Consider the following 19,626-nt stretch of genomic DNA (forward strand, 5'->3'; position numbering starts at 1 on the left):
GCGGCGCCATGCCGCAGCCATCACCTTAGCGCTGTCGGGTGTCTCGTTTCGAGAGCAACGCCCGCGTCGTTGCGCGCGGATCAGGCTGCGTCGGGGCGAGGCCCCCGGCGCCGGCGGCGGCGACGTGGTGTCGTGGTGCCGTCGCGGTGCTCGGCGCCACCACCGTCGTGCGTGCCTGCGCCGTCGGCGGTGCGCGTCGGCGTTTCCGCTGAACCCTGCGACGCGCTCGAGCCCGACGCGCCTGACGATCCGCCGCGCGAGCGACGACGACGCGATCCGGACCGTCCGTTCGATGACGCGCCCTCCACCGTCGAGACGGTTTCGGTGCGCGGCGCGGTCACGATGCGACCCTTCGTGCCCTCGGGGATGGCGAGATCGGTGTAGAGGTGCGGGCTCGACGAGTACGTCTCGATCGGCTCGGGCTGACCGAACTCCAGCGCGCGATTGATGAGGGCCCATTTGTGCAGGTCGTCCCAGTCGACGAAGGTCACGGCGATACCGGTGCGCCCGGCGCGGCCAGTGCGGCCTGCCCGGTGCAGATAGGTCTTTTCGTCGTCGGGGATGGTGTGGTTGATCACGTGCGTCACGTCGTCGACGTCGATGCCGCGGGCTGCGACATCCGTGGCGATCAGCACATCCTTCTTGCCGGCCTTGAACGCTGCCATGGAGCGCTCGCGGGCCTCCTGGCTCATGTCGCCATGCACCGCCACCGCCGAGAATCCGCGGTCCTGCAGCTCGTCGACGAGCTTCTGCGCTGCCCGCTTGGTGCGGGTGAAGATGACAGTCTTGCCGCGGCCCTCTGCCTGGAGGATGCGGGCGATGACCTCGTCCTTGTCGAGCGAGTGCGCCCGGTAGACGAGGTGCCGGATGTTCGCCTGGGTGAGGCCCTCATCCGGGTCGGTTGCCCGGATGTGGATCGGGTTGCTCATGAACCGGCGCGCGAGAGTCACGATCTGGCCGGGCATCGTCGCCGAGAACAGCTGCGTGTGGCGGACGGCGGGCACGCGCTGGAAGATCTTCTCGATGTCGGGAAGGAACCCGAGATCCAGCATCTTGTCGGCCTCATCGAGCACGACTTCAGTCGCGTTCGAGAGATCCAGGAGGCGCTGGCCGGCGAGGTCGATGAGTCGACCCGGAGTGCCGACGACGATCTGCGCGCCGGCCTTCAGCTGCTCGATCTGACCCTCGTAGGCCTTGCCGCCGTAGATAGCGACGACCGAGGTCGACCGGTTCTTGGTCAGCATGTCGATGTCTTCGTAGACCTGGACGGCGAGTTCCCGGGTGGGGACCACGATGAGCGCCTTCACGCCGTGTTCGGGGTCGAGTCCGAGTCGCTGTACGACCGGGATGCCGAAACCGAAGGTCTTGCCGGTGCCGGTCTTTGCCTGGCCGATGATGTCCTGGCCGGGAAGACCCAAGGGAATGGTCTGTTCCTGGATGGGAAATGCATCCACGATGCCGCGCTCGGCGAGCGCATCGACGATGTCTTGATCTACGCCGAGGTCGGCGAAAGTCGTCACGATAAAAGCCTGTCTGGCAGCCTGCGCTGCCGCTGGTGTCGGATCCACGCCCTTCACTCAGCCGCAGGCGCGGGGCTCCGGGCCTACGCCGGAGACTGCCTCAGTCTACCGGCGAGCGCTGGATGACCCCTCGGAGCGGCCTCGCCCGGCGGGTCGCCCCGTGCTGGCCCTAGGCTGTGTGCGTGGTCGACTGGAAGTTTTGGCGAAAGAGCCGTCCGCTGGCCGCGACGCTGTCGTTGCGGTCTCGGGGCGACTTCGGCGACGCGCATCGCGTCGATTTCGAAGAGCTCGCTCCCGACATTGACGTCTTCCTCGGCCAGGCCGCCTATCTGCAGCTCGGGTTCTTCGAGACTCTGAGTGAGCTCATCGCTATGACGCCGTCGCTCGAGAAGAAGGAAGCGCTGTCGCGAGCTGCGGGGGCGGCACTGACCAAGCACGAGGCTCTCGTCGACGTCATCCGTGATCGAGGAGATGATCCCACCGCGCTGATGCTGCCCTTCCGGGAACCGCTCGATCAGTTCCGCCGCGCCACCCACGGCGTGCGCCCGCAGGAGACCATGCTGTCGGTCCACATCATCGCCGGCATGCTCGACGACTTCTACCTTGCGCTCGCTGCCAGCTACGGAGACACCGGGCGTCGCGTCGCGCGCATTCTCGGTGCGGATGCCGACCGTCAGGCGGTCGTCGAGATTCTCACCGAAACGATCGACAGCGACGACGAGTGGCGCTCACTGCTGGCTATGTGGGGACGTCGCCTAGTGGGGGACACGCTGTTGGTCGCGCGCTCGGCCCTGCGACCCAAGCAGCTTCAGGTGCAAGACGAGCAGAAGGTCGAGCCGGTGTTCACGCAGCTCATGGCAGCGCACTCCCGACGGATGGACGACCTCGGGCTTGCCGCGTAGTCCGCTCGGATCTGATCAGGCGACGAAGCCGACCCGGCGAGCCTCTTCGGTGCCGACCTCGACGTAGGCAAGTCCTGCGGTGGGAACGATATAGGCGTTGCCTCGCACGTCGGTGAAGGTGACGTGCGTCGCGCCGGAGTCCAGGGCCTGGGCAACGGACTGGCGCACGTCAGCGGCAGAATCGTTCGTCTCGAAGTTCAGCTCGCGACCCGAATTCGTGATGCCGATGCGAATCTCCACGTTCCTGCCTTTCTCATGCGCCCGTGCGACCGGTGCCGTAGGTGCATGGCAACTCTACGACACCGTGATGTCGTCGGGGCTGGGTAGCGTCGTCGTTATGGATCGCTCGCAGGCACAGGTCGTCGCGCTGCCGGCAGATGCGAGCGGACTGGTGATTGGCGCAGCGGGCACGGGCAAGACATCCGCGATTCTCGAGCGGGCGGCCCGGCTCCTTCGGGTCGGCGAGGTGCTCCCCGACGATCTGCTGATCCTGACGCCCACGCGCCAGAGCGCAACCGACCTGCGTGATCGGGTCACCGCCGACCTCGACATCGCAACGCCCGGCCCCTTGGCACGTTCGATCGCGTCGTTCGCCTTCCAGCTCGTGCGCTCGCGCGCCGTGGCGGCCGGCGATCCGCTTCCGCAGCTTCTCACCGCTCCTGATCAGGATGCCGTCATCGCCGATCTTCTCGAGGGCGATGAGGCTGACGCCGAGGAGGGGCCATCCCGGTGGCCGGAGTCGCTGGGCACAGCGGTGCGACGTTCTCGGGCTTTCCGTTCAGAACTGCGTGCTCTGTTCGCGCTCGCGACCGAACTGGGCCTTGCACCCGACGACCTCGAGCGGCTGGGGGCGGACCGTGCCAACGCGGTGTGGTCCGCGGCAGGCTCGTTCTGGCGCGAGTACCGGTACGTGCTCTCCCGCCTGCGCCCCGCCCATCGCGACCCCGCCGAGGTGCTTCGCGAAGCAACCGATGCGTTGTTGCTCGGCAGCGTCACCGCGGTGCCGCGCGTTCTCATGGTCGATGATGCGCAAGAACTTAGCTGGGGTGCGGTGGCGCTCGTAGAGGCGGCACGGGTTCGGGGCATTTCCGTTCTCGCTTTCGGGGATCCCGATGTCGGCTCCGGCGCATTCCGGGGCGCAGGCCCGGAAACCTTCGCGCGGCTGGCATCGATGTTTACCGACAGGTTCGTGCTGCGGCATCCGTACCGCGCCCGTCCCACCCTCGTGCGGGTTGCCCGCGCAGTCGCAGGATCGATCGGCGCCGCCGGCGCGGTCGAGCACCGCCTTGCTCCGGATGCCGAACTTCCTGCTGCGGAGGACGCAGCCGTGGGCGCCGCCGGTGAGATCACGGCGATGTGGGCGGCATCGCCGCACGAAGAGCTTGACGGGATCGCGCGGACACTTCGCTCCTGGCATGTCGCGGAGGGCCTACCGTGGGGCGAGCTCGCCGTCATTGCGCACGACACGCGCCAGGTCGCGAGGCTGACGGCTGAGCTGGCGGCACGCGAGGTTCCGACGCGCGCAGCCAGCGCGGCACGACCGCTCGGAGAAGAACCCGCGGTGCGGGGACTGCTGCACCTGGTGCGTCTCGGGATGATGGCCCCCGCCGAGCGACCTGCCGACGAGGTGGCTGCGGCGTTGACCTCGCCCTTTGGTGGCCTCGACGCCATCGGATTGCGGCGCTTGCGTGCTGTGCTGCGGGCACACGAATTCGAGGGGGAGAGCAGACGCGCGGCCTCCGAGCTGCTCGCCGAGGCGATGGCTGAGCCCGCCGCCCTGGTTCTGATCGACACGCCGCAGGCACGCACTGCTCATCGCCTCGCACAGACACTTGCGCAGATCCATGCCGGCGCCGCCCGTGGCGACTCGGCGCATGAGCTGCTCTGGATGGCGTGGGACAGGTCGCAGCTGGCGGGGCCGTGGCGGGAGCGGGCGCGCCTGGGCGGGGCGGAGGGAGCTGACGCTACCCGGTCATTGGATGCCTTGGTCGCACTGTTCGCGGCGGCCAAGCGATCCGCCGAGCGTGAGGACGAAGACCCCGCCAGGTTCTTTGCCGACATCCTCGGCAGCGAGGTGCCGGAGGACTCTCTCGCAGCCGCGCAGCGCCGGGGTGTCGTCGAGATTCTGACCCCGGCGGGCTCGTTGGGTCGGGAGTTCGAGGCGGTCGTGATCGCCGGCGTCCAGGATGGCATCTGGCCGAATACCCGGCTGCGCGGGAGCCTTCTCGATGGCTGGCGCCTCGCCGACGAGTCCGAAGTCTGGCGTCACGGCGGGACGACGCTAGCTCTTGACGTTCTCGACCGCCGGCGCAGCGTGCTGCATGAGGAGCTGCGATTGTTCGAGCGCGCACTCACGCGTGCTCGCTCGCGCCTCCTCGTGACCGCCGTGAACGACGAGGACCAGGCACCCAGCGCCCTGTTCTCGTACCTGCCGGAACCGCCGCCGCGCCGCTCGGATCGGCATCCGCTGACCCTCCGCGGTGCCGTTGCCAGCTTCCGCCGAACGCTCGTCGAGACGACAGACCCCGCTGTCGCGGAGCACGCCGCAACGCAGCTGGCCGCGCTGGCTCTGGCAGGGGTGCCCGGTGCCGACCCCGCGTCGTGGTATGGCGTGACCGCGCGCACGGGGGAGGGTGGCATCCATGATTTGCATCGCGCGCCTGTCTCTATCTCGCCGTCGCGCGTGGAGGCGTTCGAGGAGTGCGGGCTGGACTGGGCGATTCGGGAGCTCGGCGGTGACTCGCGAACCTTCTCGGCGGGCCTCGGTACGATCTTGCATGCTGCGATGGAGACCGCTCCCGACGGGACCTTCGAACTCCTCGATGCCATCGTTGAAGAGCGGTGGGGCGAGCTCGATTTCGAAGCCGACTGGCTTTCCAAACAAGAACGCCAGTGGGCTACGACTCTTACGCGCCGACTGGCGAGCTACCTGCGGGAATTCGCCGCGCGCGGGGGAGAAGTGGCCGGTGCTGAAGCGCGTTTTCGTATCGCGGTCGTCGCAGGCAGCGACGGGCCGTACGTTGAGGCGATCAGCGCACCGGGGTCGCCTCGCGAGGGAACCATCGCGATCATCAGCGGGTCGATCGATCGCGTCGAGCGGTGGCTCGAGGATGCCGACCCTCGCGTTGCCGTGATCGACCTCAAGACAGGGCGATCCGAGGCGCGCGTTTCGGATGACAAGGTGGCGACCGACGCGCAGTTGGCGGCCTATCAACTCGCCGTGGGAGCCGGGGCGGTGCCTGGGGCTGAGCAGAGCCAGCTCGTGGGAGCTCGACTGCTGGTGCTCTCGAAGACGCTCAAGGGCTCCGACTACCGGATGGCGCAACAACTGCCGCTGGACGCTGACACCCGGTCCGCACTGCTTCACCGCATCGTCGCGGATGCCGAGGCGATGGCTGCCGACAGCTTCACCGCGTACCCCGACGCGCATTGCAACGACGATCATTTCGCGGTGTGCCGCCTTCATACCGTCAAGCCGGTGAGTGCCCCGTGACCGCGCTCACATCAGGCGGCGCGCACCCTGCGGCCCGCCTGTCGTCACTGCAGATCGCTGAGCTTCTCGAGCTGCCCCCGCCCACCCAGCCGCAGCAGCGTGTGATCGAGGCGCCGCTGTCTCCCGTCCTCGTGGTGGCGGGCGCCGGAAGCGGCAAGACCGAAACGATGGCGGCGCGGGTCGTGTGGCTCGTGGTCAACGGCATCGTCCGCCGCGACGAGATCCTCGGCCTGACCTTCACACGCAAGGCCGCGGGCGAGCTTGCCGAGCGGATCGAGCGGCGGCTCGCCCGCATTGATGCTCTGACCCGCGCGGGCAGGATCGAGTCGGCGACCCAGATGGATGCCGAACACCTGCTTCTTCGCCCACGCGTGTCGACCTACAACGCGTTCGCAGACTCGCTCGTGCGCGAGCACAGCGCCAGGATCGGACGCGACCCCGATGCTGCGCTGCTGAGCCCCTCGGCATCCTGGCTGCTCGCGCGGCGCATTGTGATCTCCTCGCGCGATCCACGGCTCGCCGACCGTGAGGACCGGTTCGGCACTGTCGTCGACAGCCTGCAGCGGCTCTCCGGCGAGGTTCTGGATCACGGCGTCGACCTCGACGAGCTGGCGGCGTTCGGTGACCGTGTCGCTCGCACCATCGAGCCAGCCTGCAACCCGGCCTTGGCATCCCCCGGCGACATCGAGAAGTTCCACACGGCGATGAGCGCGCTTCCCCTCCTCGCCGGGCTTGTCCGTGACTACACGCGGGCAAAGGCTGCCCAGGGAACCGTCGACTACGCAGACCAGGTCTCGGGTGCCCTCCAGATCGTGACAGCTGCACCATCGGTTGCGGACGAGGTGCGAGGTCAGTACCGCGTTGTGCTGCTCGATGAGTATCAAGACACCTCGGTTCAGCAGACCCAACTGCTCGCCGAGTTGTTCGCCGACGGTGCGGTCATGGCGGTCGGCGACCCGCATCAGTCGATTTATGGCTGGCGGGGCGCCAGCGCAGACAACCTCGCGTCCTTCCCCGCAGCGTTCGCCCGCACCACCGCCTGCACGAACGTGGCCCTCATGACCAGCTGGCGCAACGACGCGCTCATTCTGGACGCCGCCAACGCGCTCATTGCCGACCACGGCGCTCGCGGCATCCAGATCCCGCCCCTTGAGCCTCGGCCGGGGGCGCCCGCCGGTCACGTGGGGCACGTGTATGCGAACACGATCGATGACGAAGCTGCAGAGGTCGCGGCTTTCTTCGCGCGGTTGCGCGCTGAGCATGAGGCAACACGCGGAGGTCGGGGCGGCGATGCTCATTCGGGTGCCATCCTCTTCCGCACCAAGCGCCACATGACGGTGTTCGCCGACGCGCTTGCAGAGCGGGGGATCCCACACCGCATCCTGGGTCTCGGTGGGCTGCTCTCCACGCCCGAGGTCGTTGACGTCGTCGCCGTGCTGCGCGTGTTGGATGATCCGCGTCAGGGGTCCGCGCTCATCCGCATCCTGTCGGGTCCGCGCTTCGGGGTCGGGCTGTCGGACCTGGCAGCCCTCCGCCGGCTCGCAGACACCCTTGCACGGCGCGGAGCCGATCTCACTCCGCTGGCACCGGAGGTACTCGCACGGATGCGGGACTCGGTCGGGCCCGACGAACAGGCATCAATTGTCGACGCGCTCGACAGGATCCGATCGCTGCGGCCCGGCAGCGCACTGCTCTCAGACTTTAGCCCCGAAGGCGTCGAGCGACTTCGGGGTGCATCTGGCATGTTCCACCGGCTGCGCGGTGTGCTCGGTGGTCCGATCCCCGAAGTGATCCGAGCGATAGAACGCGAGCTGCTGCTCGATATTGAACTCGCGGCGAACGAGACTCGCGGCCCGGCAGGTCTTGCCACAGCGCAGCTGCGATCGTTCCTCGACGAGATCCAAGGGTTCCTGGCCGTCGATGAGCGAGGGTCGCTCTCGAGCCTGCTCGCGTGGCTTGACCATGCCGAAGAGACCGACGAACTCATGCCGCGCACGGAGCCGCCCGAGCCGGGCGTCGTTCAGCTGCTCACCATCCACGGTGCAAAGGGATTGGAATGGGACGCCGTCGCGGTCGTGCGGATGGTGCAGGACGAACTGCCGGCGCGGCCCCGGTCGACGCAGGGATGGATGGGGTACGGCACGCTGCCCTATCGGTTCCGCGGTGATCGTGCCGCACTTCCGGCGCTCGCGTGGGAGGAGGCGACGGACCGAAAGGCGCTACGGACCGAGATCACGCAGTTCAAGGCATCCGTCAAAGATCACCTCGCCGCTGAGGAGCGACGGCTGGCCTACGTCGCAGTCACCCGGGCGCGCAGTGATCTGCTGTTGACTGGCTCGCGGTGGGGAGGGCAGCGTGACCAGCGCGCTCCCAGCGTCTTCCTCGATGAGATCGGCGCTGCCCTGGGGTGGGAATCCACCGGCTCGACTGACGACAGCGCGAATCCCTACGAGGACCGTCGTGGGCCCGCGGTGACCTGGCCCATGGACCCGCTCGGGACACGCGCCGACCGGGTCCATCGCGCGGCGCAGCGAGTGCGACACATTCTGGATCGGTGGCAGACAGAGCCCTCCGTCGAGCCGGACATCGATCCTGAGATCGTGCAGTTGCTGGCAGAACGCGACGAGCGTGCCGCGCTGCATCGTGCCGCCAGCGAGGGACCCCGCCGGGTCGCTGCCTCACGCTTCAAGGACTTCGTCGTCGATGCCGGCGCTGCGCTTGACGACTTCGTCCGCCCCATGCCGGAACGGCCGTACCGCGCGACGACCCTCGGGACGCGCTTCCATGCCTGGGTCGAGTCCCGATCGGGCAAGACGGGCCGCGGATCGTCCCTGGACGATGCGCTGTGGGAGCTCGACCTCGACGACGAGGGCATCGACCTCGGTGTGGCTTCCGGTGCGGCGGTGGCGGAATCGGAGGACGCGGCGTTGACCAGGCTCCAGGAGATATTCCTGCGCTCCGAATGGGCGGGGCTCGCTCCGATCGAGGTGGAGACAGAGATCGACATGTCGCTGCGCGGTGCCACGGGGGTGGAGCAGGTCATCTGCAAGCTCGATGCGGTCTACCGGCGTGAGGATCGCGGCGGAAGGATCGAAATCGTCGACTGGAAGACCGGTGCCCCGCCGCGATCGGAAGCCGACCGGAGCAACCGGATGCTGCAGCTCGCGCTGTATCGCCTCGCCTATCACAAGCGAACGGGCGTGCCCCTGGACGAGATCGATGTCGTGCTGTACTACGTCGCCGACGATCTCACGATCCGCTCCGACCGGGTCTACTCGGAACCGGAGCTTGCCCACCTCTGGAACGCCGCGCGCGCGGCGCGGGCCGGCTCGTCGGCGTCAGAACCATCCTCGGACCCGAACAGTGCCGACGAGGCAGTCGCCGGAAGGATGATGGGAGCCGTCACGAGATCGGACGTCACAGCACTCTCACGCTCGCTTTCGAGCACGGGCACGGCCTCGTCATCCGCTGCGGGCAAGTCACCATCGGGGTCGGGCGTGTCGGACGACTCGTTGAGTTGAGCGTCGTCCTCGGCGGGGAGCCACATCGCGAGTTCTTCGGGATCGTACGCGTCGGTGTGCATCGACGTGTCTGCGGGCTGCGCCTCGGTATCAGCGAGCGCTGCCGACGTGTCGGGAACGCTACCCAGCACCGCCATGGCATCGTCCATACCCGACGTCGTCCGAACAACCAGATCGTCGCCACCCACGGTGTCGGCCAGTGACGAGAGCAGTGCTTCGGCGTCGGCCACGATCGCGCGATCGTCAGCGTCGTGGCCGTGCACGAGCCACGCCGCGAACTCGAGCTCTGCGTGCAGGCGAGCACGAGAGCGCAGCAGGCCGTCTGGGGCTCGGCTGCTTGCGGCGATGTAGGCGTCCAGGACATCGCCGGCCGCGGCGGGTGCCGAAGCCAGCCACTGCAGGTCTACTGCCGGATCGCCGACCGCGACGGCGTGCCAATCGGCGACGCCGACCACGGTGGGAACCCCGCCAGGATCAGCGAGGAAGAAGCTGGAGGATGACGCGCCGCCGAGGACCACGGTCGGTTCGAAGCGCCAGAGGTCATCGTCGGCGATTGCTCGACGCCACCTCGACACCAGGGCGCGCGGCATCCTCTTGGTGTGCTCGGCCCGGTCGACGAGGCGCGATGCTTCGTCTCTGACCTGCTCCGCCGAACGAATGACCAAGCCCGCCTCGCGAGCCCACGACACGGGGAGGGCGTGTGTGGCGGCGAGAGCGTCGGCCAGTGCTGGGGCGACGCCGGGGCCGGCGGGGACCTCGCCGGGGTCGACGCGGTAGCCGGCGATGAAGCTTGTGATCACGGCGGTTTCGTCGGCAAGCGGAACTTCGCCCAGGAGTTCGGGTGCAGCGTATGGCAGCAAGGCGCGTACGCCGGGCGTGAGCGCGCGCAGAGCCCGTGCGTCGGCGCGGAGGTCGTCGGCAGCCTCGGGGTCCGTTGCAACACGGATGACGACCTGGGCGCCGGTGTCGAGGGTTGCTTGCACGGCATCCATCCGGCCCGCCGAGTGCTCGGTCAGCGGGGCGACGGCGACGATGTCGGCATCCGGCGCGACGGCCGAGACCGCCGCGGCTAGAGTGAACAGGGTGCGCGCCATGTGCCCAGGGTAGGTCTGGCAAGCGCCGCAGCCGTCGCGCCACGCCCTTGAGGGAGGTCCTCGTTCTCATGCGCTCCTTCGCCGTCCCGCCACTGGCCCGCGGCGGGTTCGACCGTGCTGAGCACCGCAGAACGGCGATCGGATCCGCGCCGGATGACGCAGCTCTCGTGCTTCCGGTGCACCGCGACAACGCTCCGGTGATCGCTCGCGATGGAGATGCGCCGGCCTTGCAGTGGTGGCCGAGCACCGACCCAGCGCTGGCAGGAGCCGATGGCGAGTACGCCTTCCTGGGCACCGGGTCCGATGGCACCGACCGCTGGGTTCTCGCGTTCCGCGAGATTCCGCGTGGCTTCGGTGACCGAGTTACGTGGGCGTCGCTGCGCGTCATCGGGGGAGAGCTCGTCGATGCCGACGGCGGGGCATTTGTAGCGGCGGTGAGCCTCGGGCGCTGGTTACTGGATTCGGCCTACTGCCCCCGCTGCGGATCCCTGAGCGCGCTGCAGTCCGGTGGGTGGTCGCGGCGCTGCTCCTCGTGCGAGCAGGACATCTTTCCCCGGACCGATCCCGCCGTCATCGTCGCTGTCACCGATCCCACCGGGGCCAGGCTGCTGCTGGGATCCCATGTCGCCTGGGGGATGGGCAGGTTCTCGTGTTTTGCCGGGTTCGTTGAGGCCGGCGAATCCCTCGAGGCCGCGGTCACGCGAGAGATTCTCGAGGAGGCCGGTGTCCACGTCGAGGACATGACGTACGTCGCATCGCAAGCATGGCCCTATCCGCGCTCGCTCATGGTCGGCTTCCACGCGGTGACGAGCACCGAGATCCCCGTCGCCGATGGCGAGGAGATCATCGAGGTCCGCTGGTTCGATCGCGCTGAGATCGGGGCAGCGCTGGGCGGCGATTCGGATGTCCAGCTTCCCGGGCTCAGCTCCATCGCGCGCACCCTCATTGAGCAGTGGTACCGGTCGGCGCAGCAGTGAACGCGCTCGAGGGTCTTGACGAGCAGCAGCGTGAGGCGGTGACGGCTCTGCGCGGGCCGGTGTGCGTGCTTGCCGGCGCCGGCACCGGCAAGACACGCGTGATCACCCGGCGGATCGCGCACGGCGTCGACACCGGCGCATACTCGCCGGGTCGTGTCATGGCGCTCACCTTCACCAGTAAGGCCGCTGGTGAGCTGCGGGGGAGGCTCCGGATGCTGGGCGTCGACGGCGTGGCAGCCCGTACCTTCCACAGCGCGGCGCTCGCCCAGCTCAACTACTTCTGGCCCACCCTCGCCGGTGATCGCCCGCCCGCGATCATCGACAACAAGGTGCGGGTTCTCGCGCACGCTGCCGATGGCATCGGACTGCAGCTCGATACACCGACTCTGCGCGACGTCGCCGCCGACATTGAGTGGCGCAAGGTCACGATGCGCACGATCGACGAGTACGCGCGCGTCCGCGCGGGCGCCACCGTTGGGAGACTGCCGGCCTCGAGCGCAGTTGAGCTTCACCGCGCCTACGAGGCGCTCAAGGACCAGCGCCGACAGATGGATTTCGAGGACGTGCTCCTGGCGTGCGCCGGGATGCTCGAGACTGAGACCCACGTGCTCGCGGCCGTCCGCGAGCAGTACCGGCACTTCACCGTCGATGAGTATCAGGACGTCTCGCCTCTGCAGCAGCACCTGCTCGAACTGTGGGTGGGGGATCGGCGCGACCTCTGCGTGGTCGGCGACGCGAGCCAGACCATCTATTCGTTCGCAGGCGCAGACCCGCGGTTTCTCATCGAGTTTCCACTGCGGTGGGACGATGCCCGAGTCGTCGAACTGCACCGCAACTATCGTTCGGATGCAGCGGTGCTGGCCGTGGCCAACGACCTCATGCGAGAACGCCCCGGGGCCGTGCACCTGACGGCCGCGGCGGCGAAGACAGCACCTGATTCCACGCCGACCGTGTCGACCTATCGCGACGAGGCTGACGAAGCCCGCGGCGTGGCTGTGCGCATCGCTGAGCAGCTCCGGGCGGGAGCAGATCCGGCATCCATCGCCGTCCTCTACCGCACCGGAGCGCAGTCTGCGGAGATCGCGGCAGCGCTGGCAGACGCCGGGATCGCCACGACAGTGCTGGGAGGCCGGCGGTTCTTCGACCTTCCCGAGGTTCGTCAGGCGGTGCTGGCGCTGCGCGGCGCGTCAGTCGCACCGCTTGAGCGAGGATTCGTCGACGCCGTTCGCGACATCCTGCGCTCTTTGGGCATGACCGACGAAGCGCCCCCCGCGGGAGGAGCCGTGCGTGAATCGTGGGAGGCGCGCGCGGCGATCCTGCGGCTTGCCGAAGAGGCACCGGCCGGAACGACCATGCGTTCGTTCACCGACGAGCTCATGTCCCGCGCACGGGCCCAGGATGAACCGACCCTTCGTGCCATCACGCTCGCGACCCTGCACGCAGCCAAGGGTCTGGAGTGGGACCACGTGTACCTGGTCGGTCTTGCCGAAGGGCTGCTGCCGATCGCATACGCCACGCACTTCGACCAGATCGACGAAGAGCGGCGCCTCGCCTACGTCGGCATCACGCGGGCACGGCGATCCCTGTCGCTGTCGTGGTCCGCGGGATCGCGGGGGCGCTCGCCGTCGCGTTTTCTGCAGGAGATCCGCACGAGCACTCGGGATGCTGCTCCCACCGCCGGCTCTCGGCGCCGTCAGTGAGCGTCAGACGCAGACTGAGCCCGCTACGTCCCGCCAGCAGCAGCCTTCCCGTGTGAAGTGCTGCCTCGGCGGCGAGGGATGCCGGACCCGCCGGATCGCCGCGTCCGACCAATTGCGCCGCCACCAGCGGCCATGCCGGATCCCGGTCGCGTTCGTGAGCTGCCACGCAGACCAAGCACGCGCTCTGGCCCGGCAGGACGAGCGGGCCGACATCTGCCTCACCAGCTCCCAGGACGATTCCGATGTGCGGGATGTCCTCGCCCATCCAGGTCGCAGCTCGCCGCGGATGCAGCCCGTGCGCGGCGACCATCACGACGGCATCCTGCTCCCGCGACGTGTCCAGCGATGCGTCGATCCCGAGGTCGTGCAGTCCGTCGCGGATGCGCGTTCCATACGGGGCCGCGGGATCGTTGACAACCTCCACTCCGACGCGCAAGGCGGTCCCGCTGCTGACGATGACGGGTCCCAGTCGGCCGAGCAGCGCGTCGATGTCGGCTGTAGAAACCCCGAGGGATCGGGCGAGCGCGCTCACGCCGACCTCCGGGATGCCTTTGACCAGCTCGCGGATCACCTGAAGTTGCCAGAGCGCCGGCTCGTCGAGCCGCACGCGATCACTCCTGCCGAACTGAAGCATCGTCGGGGTTCGCCACAGGGGCGGGTAGGCGGGGTCGATGCGTAGCATGTCCCGATTGTCCGGGGCGGGTGGGCCGCGGCGGTGGCGCTGTCCACAGAAATCTCCTGGCGCGGCAATGAGCGCTCCTGGGGAGGAGCGGTTGACGCGCGGGCGCAGAACGCGCCCCTCTTGCGGGCCTAGACGGGTTGCTCGTCGGGGCCGTCTTCGGCAGGACCGCCGTCTTCGCCTGAGAGCAGTCGGGCCAGCGCGTCGTCGAACTCGTCCGGTGCCGGTTCCTCACCACGGGCGCGCGCTTCGAGCCGCGCAATCAGTGCGCTCGGGTCGTCGATGTCGGCAGCCGTGGGGACCAGGTCGGGAGAGTCCCAGAGTTCGTCTCGCGCCTCGATGCCGACGGCATCCGTGATCGCGCGCCACATGCTCGCGGCTTCACGGATGCGGCGGGGACGAAGCTCGAGTCCGACCAATGTTCCGAGCGCCTGTTCAGCCGGTCCGCCGACGGCGCGGCGCCGGCGGACGGTCTCGGCGATTCGGTCGGCCGCAGGAAGGCGGGTTGTGGCTTGCGCCGTCACGACGTCAACCCAGCCCTCGATCGTCGCCAGCATCGTCTCCAGGCGGGCGAGGGCTGCCTGCTGCGACTCAGACCGTTCCGGCAACAGCGCTCCGCTCTCCAGTGCCTCGCGCAGTTCCTCGGGGTGCTGCGGATCGAACCGGCCCGCGAGCTCTTCGAGCGCTCCGGTATCGACACGGACTCCGCGTGCGAAGTCCGACACCTGCGAGAGCACGTGCAGTCGCAGCCATCGTGCGTGACGGAACAGCCGCGCGTGCGCGAGTTCACGGGTAGCGATGTAGAGCGCGAACTGGTCGTCGGGGATCTCGAGATCCCTCGCGAGCTGCGCATAGTTCTGCGGCACAACGGCGGCCTGGCCGTCGGGCAGCAACGGGATGCCGACATCGCCGCCGCTGACGACCTCCGTCGAGAGGTTTCCGACGACTGTTCCCAACTGTGCCGCGAACAGGGAACCGCCGATCGTGCGCATCACCCGCCCGGCCCCAGCGATCATCTGCTGCATCTCGGGAGGCGACTGCTCTTGGAGCGCTGCCGTGAAGGCATCCGCGATGCTCGTCGCCACCGGCTCAGCCAGCTCTTGCCACACCGGCAGGGTGGCTTCCACCCATCCGCCGCGGGTCATGGTCACTCCCGGACCCGGGAGGTCCGAGATCGTCGTGGCTTCACCGAGCCACAGGGATGCAAGGGTGAAGGCGTCGTCGGCTGCCGAGCGGTCGGCAGCGGTGATCCCCGCGCCGTCTTTGTTCGCGATGTGCAGCGCCTGCGTCGTGGCGGCATCCCAGGAGATCCCGCCCTCACCGGCGGAGGCCATTGCACCCTGGAGTTGTTGCATGGCCCGCTGGATCATCGCGGGGTCGAACCCCATCTTCTGCAGTTCGGCGAGCTGGTCGCCGTCCATGCCGGCCTGGCCGAACAGCTGCCGGAACAGCTCGGGTAGGTCGTCGTCGGGGTTCCGGTCGTCGTCAGCCACGGGTGCCGCCTTTCAGCCGGTTCTTGAGCTTGGCCTCTACGCTAGTCGCACGAATGATCGCACCCGCGGGCCCCACCTGAATCGCCTTACGCCGGTCGCGAACGACGGCCGAGAGGATGACGTGGCGCTGTTCGACGAGAACGTAACGGTGACGCCTGCGCGGCGGACGCCCATCAGTCGCCGCACGCGCGTGGGACTGTGGGCGCTGGTGGTCGCGCTGCTGGCTTTGCTGGCGATGTCGTTCCTGCCCACCGCGTACGTCATCGAGCTTCCCGGCCCGGTCTACAACACGCTCGGCAGCGTCACCACGAGCGACGGTGAGGAGGTTCCGCTCATCGAGGTTTCGGGTGCCGAGACCTATCCGACCTCCGGCGCCTTGGACCTGCTGACCGTGCAGATCGCGGGAAGCCCCGAGCGTCGGCCGTCGTGGTTCGATCTCGCTGTCGCGTGGTTCGACCCCTCCCGCGCTGTCGTGCCGATCGAGTCGGTCTTCCCTGAGGGGCAAACCAGCGAACAGCGCAGCGAGCAATCAGCCGCTCTCATGGTCGACTCCCAAGAGGAGGCCACGGCGGCAGCGCTGACCGAGCTGGGCTACGACGTCGGCAGGCAGGTGTCGGTCGTCTCTGTCGGTGAGGATGCCGCAGCAAACGGCATCCTGGAAGAAGGCGATGTCGTGCTGCGCGCCGACGGCGAGCCGGTGACTGATGCTTCGGCCCTGCGCGAGCAGGTGCAGCAGGGCGGTGGGGCTCCGCTGAGCCTCGACATCCTGCGCGATGGAGAGCCCCTGACGGTCGAGGTCACGCCGGCTGCCACCACCGTGGACGGCCAAACGATGTGGCTCATCGGAATCACCCTCATCACCGACTATGACTTTCCGATCGACGTCACGATCCAGCTGAACAACGTCGGTGGGCCGAGTGCGGGGATGATGTTCGCGCTGGGAATCATGGACACGCTGACCCCTGGCAACCTCAACGGCGGCCAGAACGTCGCGGGAACCGGCACGATCACTGCTGACGGGACAGTCGGGCCGATCGGCGGTATCCAGCAGAAGATGTGGGGTGCCTACCGAGCGGATGCCGACTACTTCCTCGCGCCCGTCGCCAACTGCTCGGAGGTCGTGGGAGAGATTCCCGGCGACCTGCAGGTGTTTTCGGTTCAGACCCTCGATGACGCGCTGACCGTTCTCGACACGATCAGTTCGGGCGGAGACCTGTCGCAGCTTCCGACCTGCGAGTGAGTGCCGGGCCGAACAGGCAGGGTCGCTCAGAGCGAACAGGATCAGGGCATCTGTACGGCGATCGCTCAGAAGCGGCCGCCTAGGATGAAACGGTGACCACGACCTCAGCGCCGAACAGGGCCACGCCTTCGCCGTCCCGCCGCATCCTCGCCATCTCCCTTGCGATCATCGCCGCGCTCGTTGTCGGCTTCTTCATCTTCGCGAGCCTCTACGCGGATTGGCTCTGGTACGACCAGCTCGGATTCCAGGAGGTTCTGGTCACGCAGTGGGTAGCCCGCGTGATCATGTTCGTCATCGGCTTCCTCGGGATGGCGGTTCCAGTCTGGGTCACGATTCAGCTCGCCTACCGGTTGCGACCGGTCTACGTGCGGCTGAGTTCGCAGCTGGATCGCTACCAAGAAGTCGTCGAGCCGCTGCGTCGCCTGGCGATGTGGGGGATTCCCGTCTTCTTCGGCTTCTTCGCGGGATTCGCGGCATCCACGCAATGGCAGACGACATGGATGTGGCTCAACGGCGTTGCCACCGATGTAACGGATCCGATCTTCAACCTCGACACCGGCTTCTACATGTTCGCGATGCCGTTCTACAGCGCGCTGCTCGGCTTCGTCTCGGCGGTCCTGCTGGTGAGCCTGCTGGTGACCGTGGTCGTGTCCTACCTCTACGGCTCGGTCCGGGTGGGCCAGCGCGAACTGCGCATCTCCAAGTCCGCTCGTATTCAGATTGCCGTGATCGCGGGACTCTACGTTCTGGTGCAGGGTGTGAGCCTGTGGCTCGATCGCTACCTGCTGATGGTCCAAAACGATGACCGCATCACCGGGCCTGCCTACACGAGCGTCAACGCTGTCATCCCGGGTCTGTCGATCCTGGCCATCAGTGCGATCGTCGTTGCGATCCTCTTCTTCGTCACCGCCATCATCGGCCGCTGGCGATACCCACTGGTTGCCACCGCGGTGCTCATTGTCGCGACCGTGGTGGTCGGTGTCGGCTACCCGTGGGTGGTCAACACGTTCCAGGTGACCCCGAACAAGATCAACTACGAGGCGCAGTACTACCAGTACAACATCGACGCCACGAAGGCCGCCTATGGTGTCAGCGGTCTCGAGCAGATGGAGTTCTCGGCAGCAACCGATGCCGAGGCCGGGCAGTTGCGTGAGGATGCTGCAACGACGGCTCAGATCCGCATCATGGACCCGACGATCATCCCTCCGACTGTGCGGCAGCTTGAGCAGTACCGTGCGTACTACCAGTTCCACAATCCGCTCGACGTCGACCGCTATGAGATCGACGGCCAGTCGCAGGACACTGTCGTCTCGGTGCGCGAACTCGACGTGAACCAGCTCGATACCGCCGCACAGACCTGGCAGAACACCAGCCTCATCTACACCCACGGTTACGGGCTCGTGGTCGCCAAGGGCAACGACCGCACCACCGAGGGTGAGCCGGTCTTCCTGGAGCGCGGCATCCCTGCCTCGGGGTTCCTCTCCGATCAGGAGGACTTCGAGCCCCGCGTCTACTTCGGTGAGATGTCGCCGCAGTACTCGATCGTCGGGGCCCCCGAGGGGACGGCGCCCATTGAGCTTGACTACCCGACCGGCTCCTCGGAGGGTTCCGGCGACGTCAAGACGACGTTCGAAGGAAACGGCGGCCCGAGCGTCGGGAGCGTCTTCAACCGTCTGATCTACGCGCTGAAGTTCCAGTCCGAGCAGATCCTCTTCTCTGACGACATCAACGAGGACTCGCAGATCCTGTACGACCGGGATCCGGCGACGCGTGTGCAGAAGGTCGCGCCGTACCTACAGCTGGACTCCGATCCGTACCCGAGCGTCGTCGACGGTCGCATCGTGTGGATCATCGACGGGTACACCCGCAGCGCAAACTACCCCTACTCGTCGACGGTGAGTCTGCAGGAAGCAATCTCGGACTCGAACACCGCTCAGCAGCGGTTCGGCCTCGACAACATCAACTACATCCGCAACTCGGTGAAGGCCACTGTCGACGCCTACGACGGTTCAGTGACCCTCTACGCGTGGGATGAGACAGACCCTGTGCTGCAGACCTGGCAGAAGGTCTACCCGTCGACGCTCAAGCCGATCTCTGACATGTCGGCAGACCTCATGAGCCACGTGCGGTACCCGACCGATCTGTTCAAGGTGCAGCGCGCGATCCTGGGTGTCTACCACGTGAACGATGCACAGTCGTTCTACCAGCGCGACAACGCGTGGGAGACCCCGAACGACCCGCAGAACGACTCCGAGCTCCAGCCGCCGTACTACCTGAGCATGCAGATGCCGGGGCAGACCGCGCCGTCGTACTCGATGTTCACGACGTTCATCCCGTCGTCCGAGGCAGGGAACGCCCGAAACGTGCTCATGGGCTATCTCGCGGTCGACTCCAACGCCGGGGATGAAGCGGGCACGACGCGAGATGATTACGGCAAGCTGCGCATGCTCGTGATCTCTGCTGACACGACGGTGCCCGGCCCCGGACAGGTTCAGAACACCTTCAACGCCGACCCGCTGATTTCGTCGCAGATCAACCTGCTGAAGCAGGGACAGTCCGACGTGCTGAACGGCAACCTGCTCACCCTTCCGGTGGGTGGTGGTTTGCTCTACGTCCAGCCGGTCTTCGTGCAGTCCTCGGGGGCGACGAAGCTCCCGACCCTGCAGAAGGTGCTCGTGTCGTTCGGTAACGACATCGCGTTCGAAGACACCCTGTCTGAGGCTCTCGATGCCCTGTTCGGTGGCGACGCCGGTGCCGCCGGTGGTGACAGCGATGTGACGCCCACACCGGGCGCCACGACGCAGCCGACGCCTGCGCCGACCCCGTCGGAAACGTCGACGCCGACCGAGCCCACAGACGCGTACCAGGCAGCGCTGCAGGATGCACAGCAGGCCATGTTGGATCGGGATGCGGCCCTGAAGGCCGGCGATCTGACGGCTTTCGCCGAGGCTGACGCGAGGCTCACGGCGGCGGTGGAGCAGCTCATCGCCCTGGGCGCGCAGTAGGC

Annotated in this window: 10 protein-coding genes; 7 read left to right on the forward strand and 3 right to left on the reverse strand. The window is 67.5% G+C overall.

The annotated features are described in order from the left end of the window. Positions 1 to 80: 80 nt before the first annotated feature. A complete protein-coding gene (locus tag AB0O89_RS12395) occupies positions 81 to 1,520 on the reverse strand; it encodes a DEAD/DEAH box helicase (protein ID WP_363498038.1) in 1,440 nt (479 codons plus the stop codon). A 182-nt stretch (positions 1,521 to 1,702) separates the two neighbouring features. On the opposite strand from AB0O89_RS12395, the gene AB0O89_RS12400 reads away from it, so the two are divergent. After that, positions 1,703 to 2,422 carry a ferritin-like fold-containing protein gene (locus AB0O89_RS12400; protein WP_363498041.1) on the forward strand — a complete coding sequence of 240 codons (720 nt, stop codon included), beginning with the start codon at positions 1,703 to 1,705 and terminating at the stop codon, positions 2,420 to 2,422. Positions 2,423 to 2,437: 15 nt separating this feature from the next. Here the strand turns inward: AB0O89_RS12400 and AB0O89_RS12405 are convergent, their stop codons facing one another. Beyond that, entirely contained in the window at positions 2,438 to 2,662 is a 225-nt protein-coding gene (locus tag AB0O89_RS12405) for a DUF3107 domain-containing protein (RefSeq protein WP_195691794.1), read from the reverse strand. 97 nt (positions 2,663 to 2,759) lie between these two features. Here AB0O89_RS12405 and AB0O89_RS12410 point away from each other — a divergent pair, with 97 nt between their 5' ends. The 4 genes from AB0O89_RS12410 to AB0O89_RS12425 all read left to right on the forward strand — a co-directional run bounded on the left by AB0O89_RS12410 (position 2,760) and on the right by AB0O89_RS12425 (position 13,207). Further along, positions 2,760 to 5,915 carry an ATP-dependent DNA helicase gene (locus AB0O89_RS12410; protein WP_363498044.1) on the forward strand — a complete coding sequence of 1,052 codons (3,156 nt, stop codon included), beginning with the start codon at positions 2,760 to 2,762 and terminating at the stop codon, positions 5,913 to 5,915. Beyond that, positions 5,912 to 9,436 (forward strand): ATP-dependent DNA helicase, encoded by a 3,525-nt coding sequence (locus tag AB0O89_RS12415; RefSeq protein WP_363498047.1) that lies wholly within the window; start codon positions 5,912 to 5,914, stop codon positions 9,434 to 9,436. The genes AB0O89_RS12410 and AB0O89_RS12415 overlap by 4 nt, the downstream gene beginning before the upstream one ends. Positions 9,437 to 10,598: 1,162 nt before the next feature. Further along, complete coding sequence (nudC, locus tag AB0O89_RS12420) at positions 10,599 to 11,507, forward strand: NAD(+) diphosphatase (protein ID WP_363498050.1); 909 nt, start codon at positions 10,599 to 10,601, stop codon at positions 11,505 to 11,507. After that, positions 11,483 to 13,207 (forward strand): ATP-dependent helicase, encoded by a 1,725-nt coding sequence (locus AB0O89_RS12425; RefSeq protein ID WP_363498053.1) that lies wholly within the window; start codon positions 11,483 to 11,485, stop codon positions 13,205 to 13,207. Before nudC ends, AB0O89_RS12425 begins: the two co-directional genes overlap by 25 nt. 810 nt (positions 13,208 to 14,017) lie before the next feature. Here the strand turns inward: AB0O89_RS12425 and AB0O89_RS12430 are convergent. Then, on the reverse strand, positions 14,018 to 15,379 hold the full coding sequence (locus AB0O89_RS12430; RefSeq protein ID WP_363498056.1) for a zinc-dependent metalloprotease: 1,362 nt from the start codon (positions 15,377 to 15,379) through the stop codon (positions 14,018 to 14,020). 121 nt (positions 15,380 to 15,500) lie between these two features. Between AB0O89_RS12430 and AB0O89_RS12435 the strand changes: the two genes are divergently transcribed. Together AB0O89_RS12435 and AB0O89_RS12440 are read left to right on the forward strand one after the other, a co-directional pair. Then, on the forward strand, positions 15,501 to 16,619 hold the full coding sequence (locus AB0O89_RS12435; RefSeq protein ID WP_363498059.1) for a S16 family serine protease: 1,119 nt from the start codon (positions 15,501 to 15,503) through the stop codon (positions 16,617 to 16,619). Between the two features lie 92 nt (positions 16,620 to 16,711). Beyond that, positions 16,712 to 19,624, forward strand: coding sequence for a UPF0182 family protein (locus AB0O89_RS12440; RefSeq protein ID WP_363498062.1), 2,913 nt, complete (start codon positions 16,712 to 16,714; stop codon positions 19,622 to 19,624). Positions 19,625 to 19,626: the final 2 nt, after the last annotated feature.

This window comes from Microbacterium sp. NPDC076895, from assembly GCF_040687115.1.
GTDB lineage: Bacteria > Actinomycetota > Actinomycetes > Actinomycetales > Microbacteriaceae > Microbacterium.

What these genes read in the sequence shown, in the direction of transcription:
- AB0O89_RS12410 (WP_363498044.1), top strand. Translation starts at nt 2,760, where the DNA reads ATGGATCGCTCGCAGGCACAGGTCGTCGCGCTGCCGGCAGATGCGAGC.
- nudC (WP_363498050.1), top strand. Translation starts at nt 10,599, where the DNA reads ATGCGCTCCTTCGCCGTCCCGCCACTGGCCCGCGGCGGGTTCGACCGT.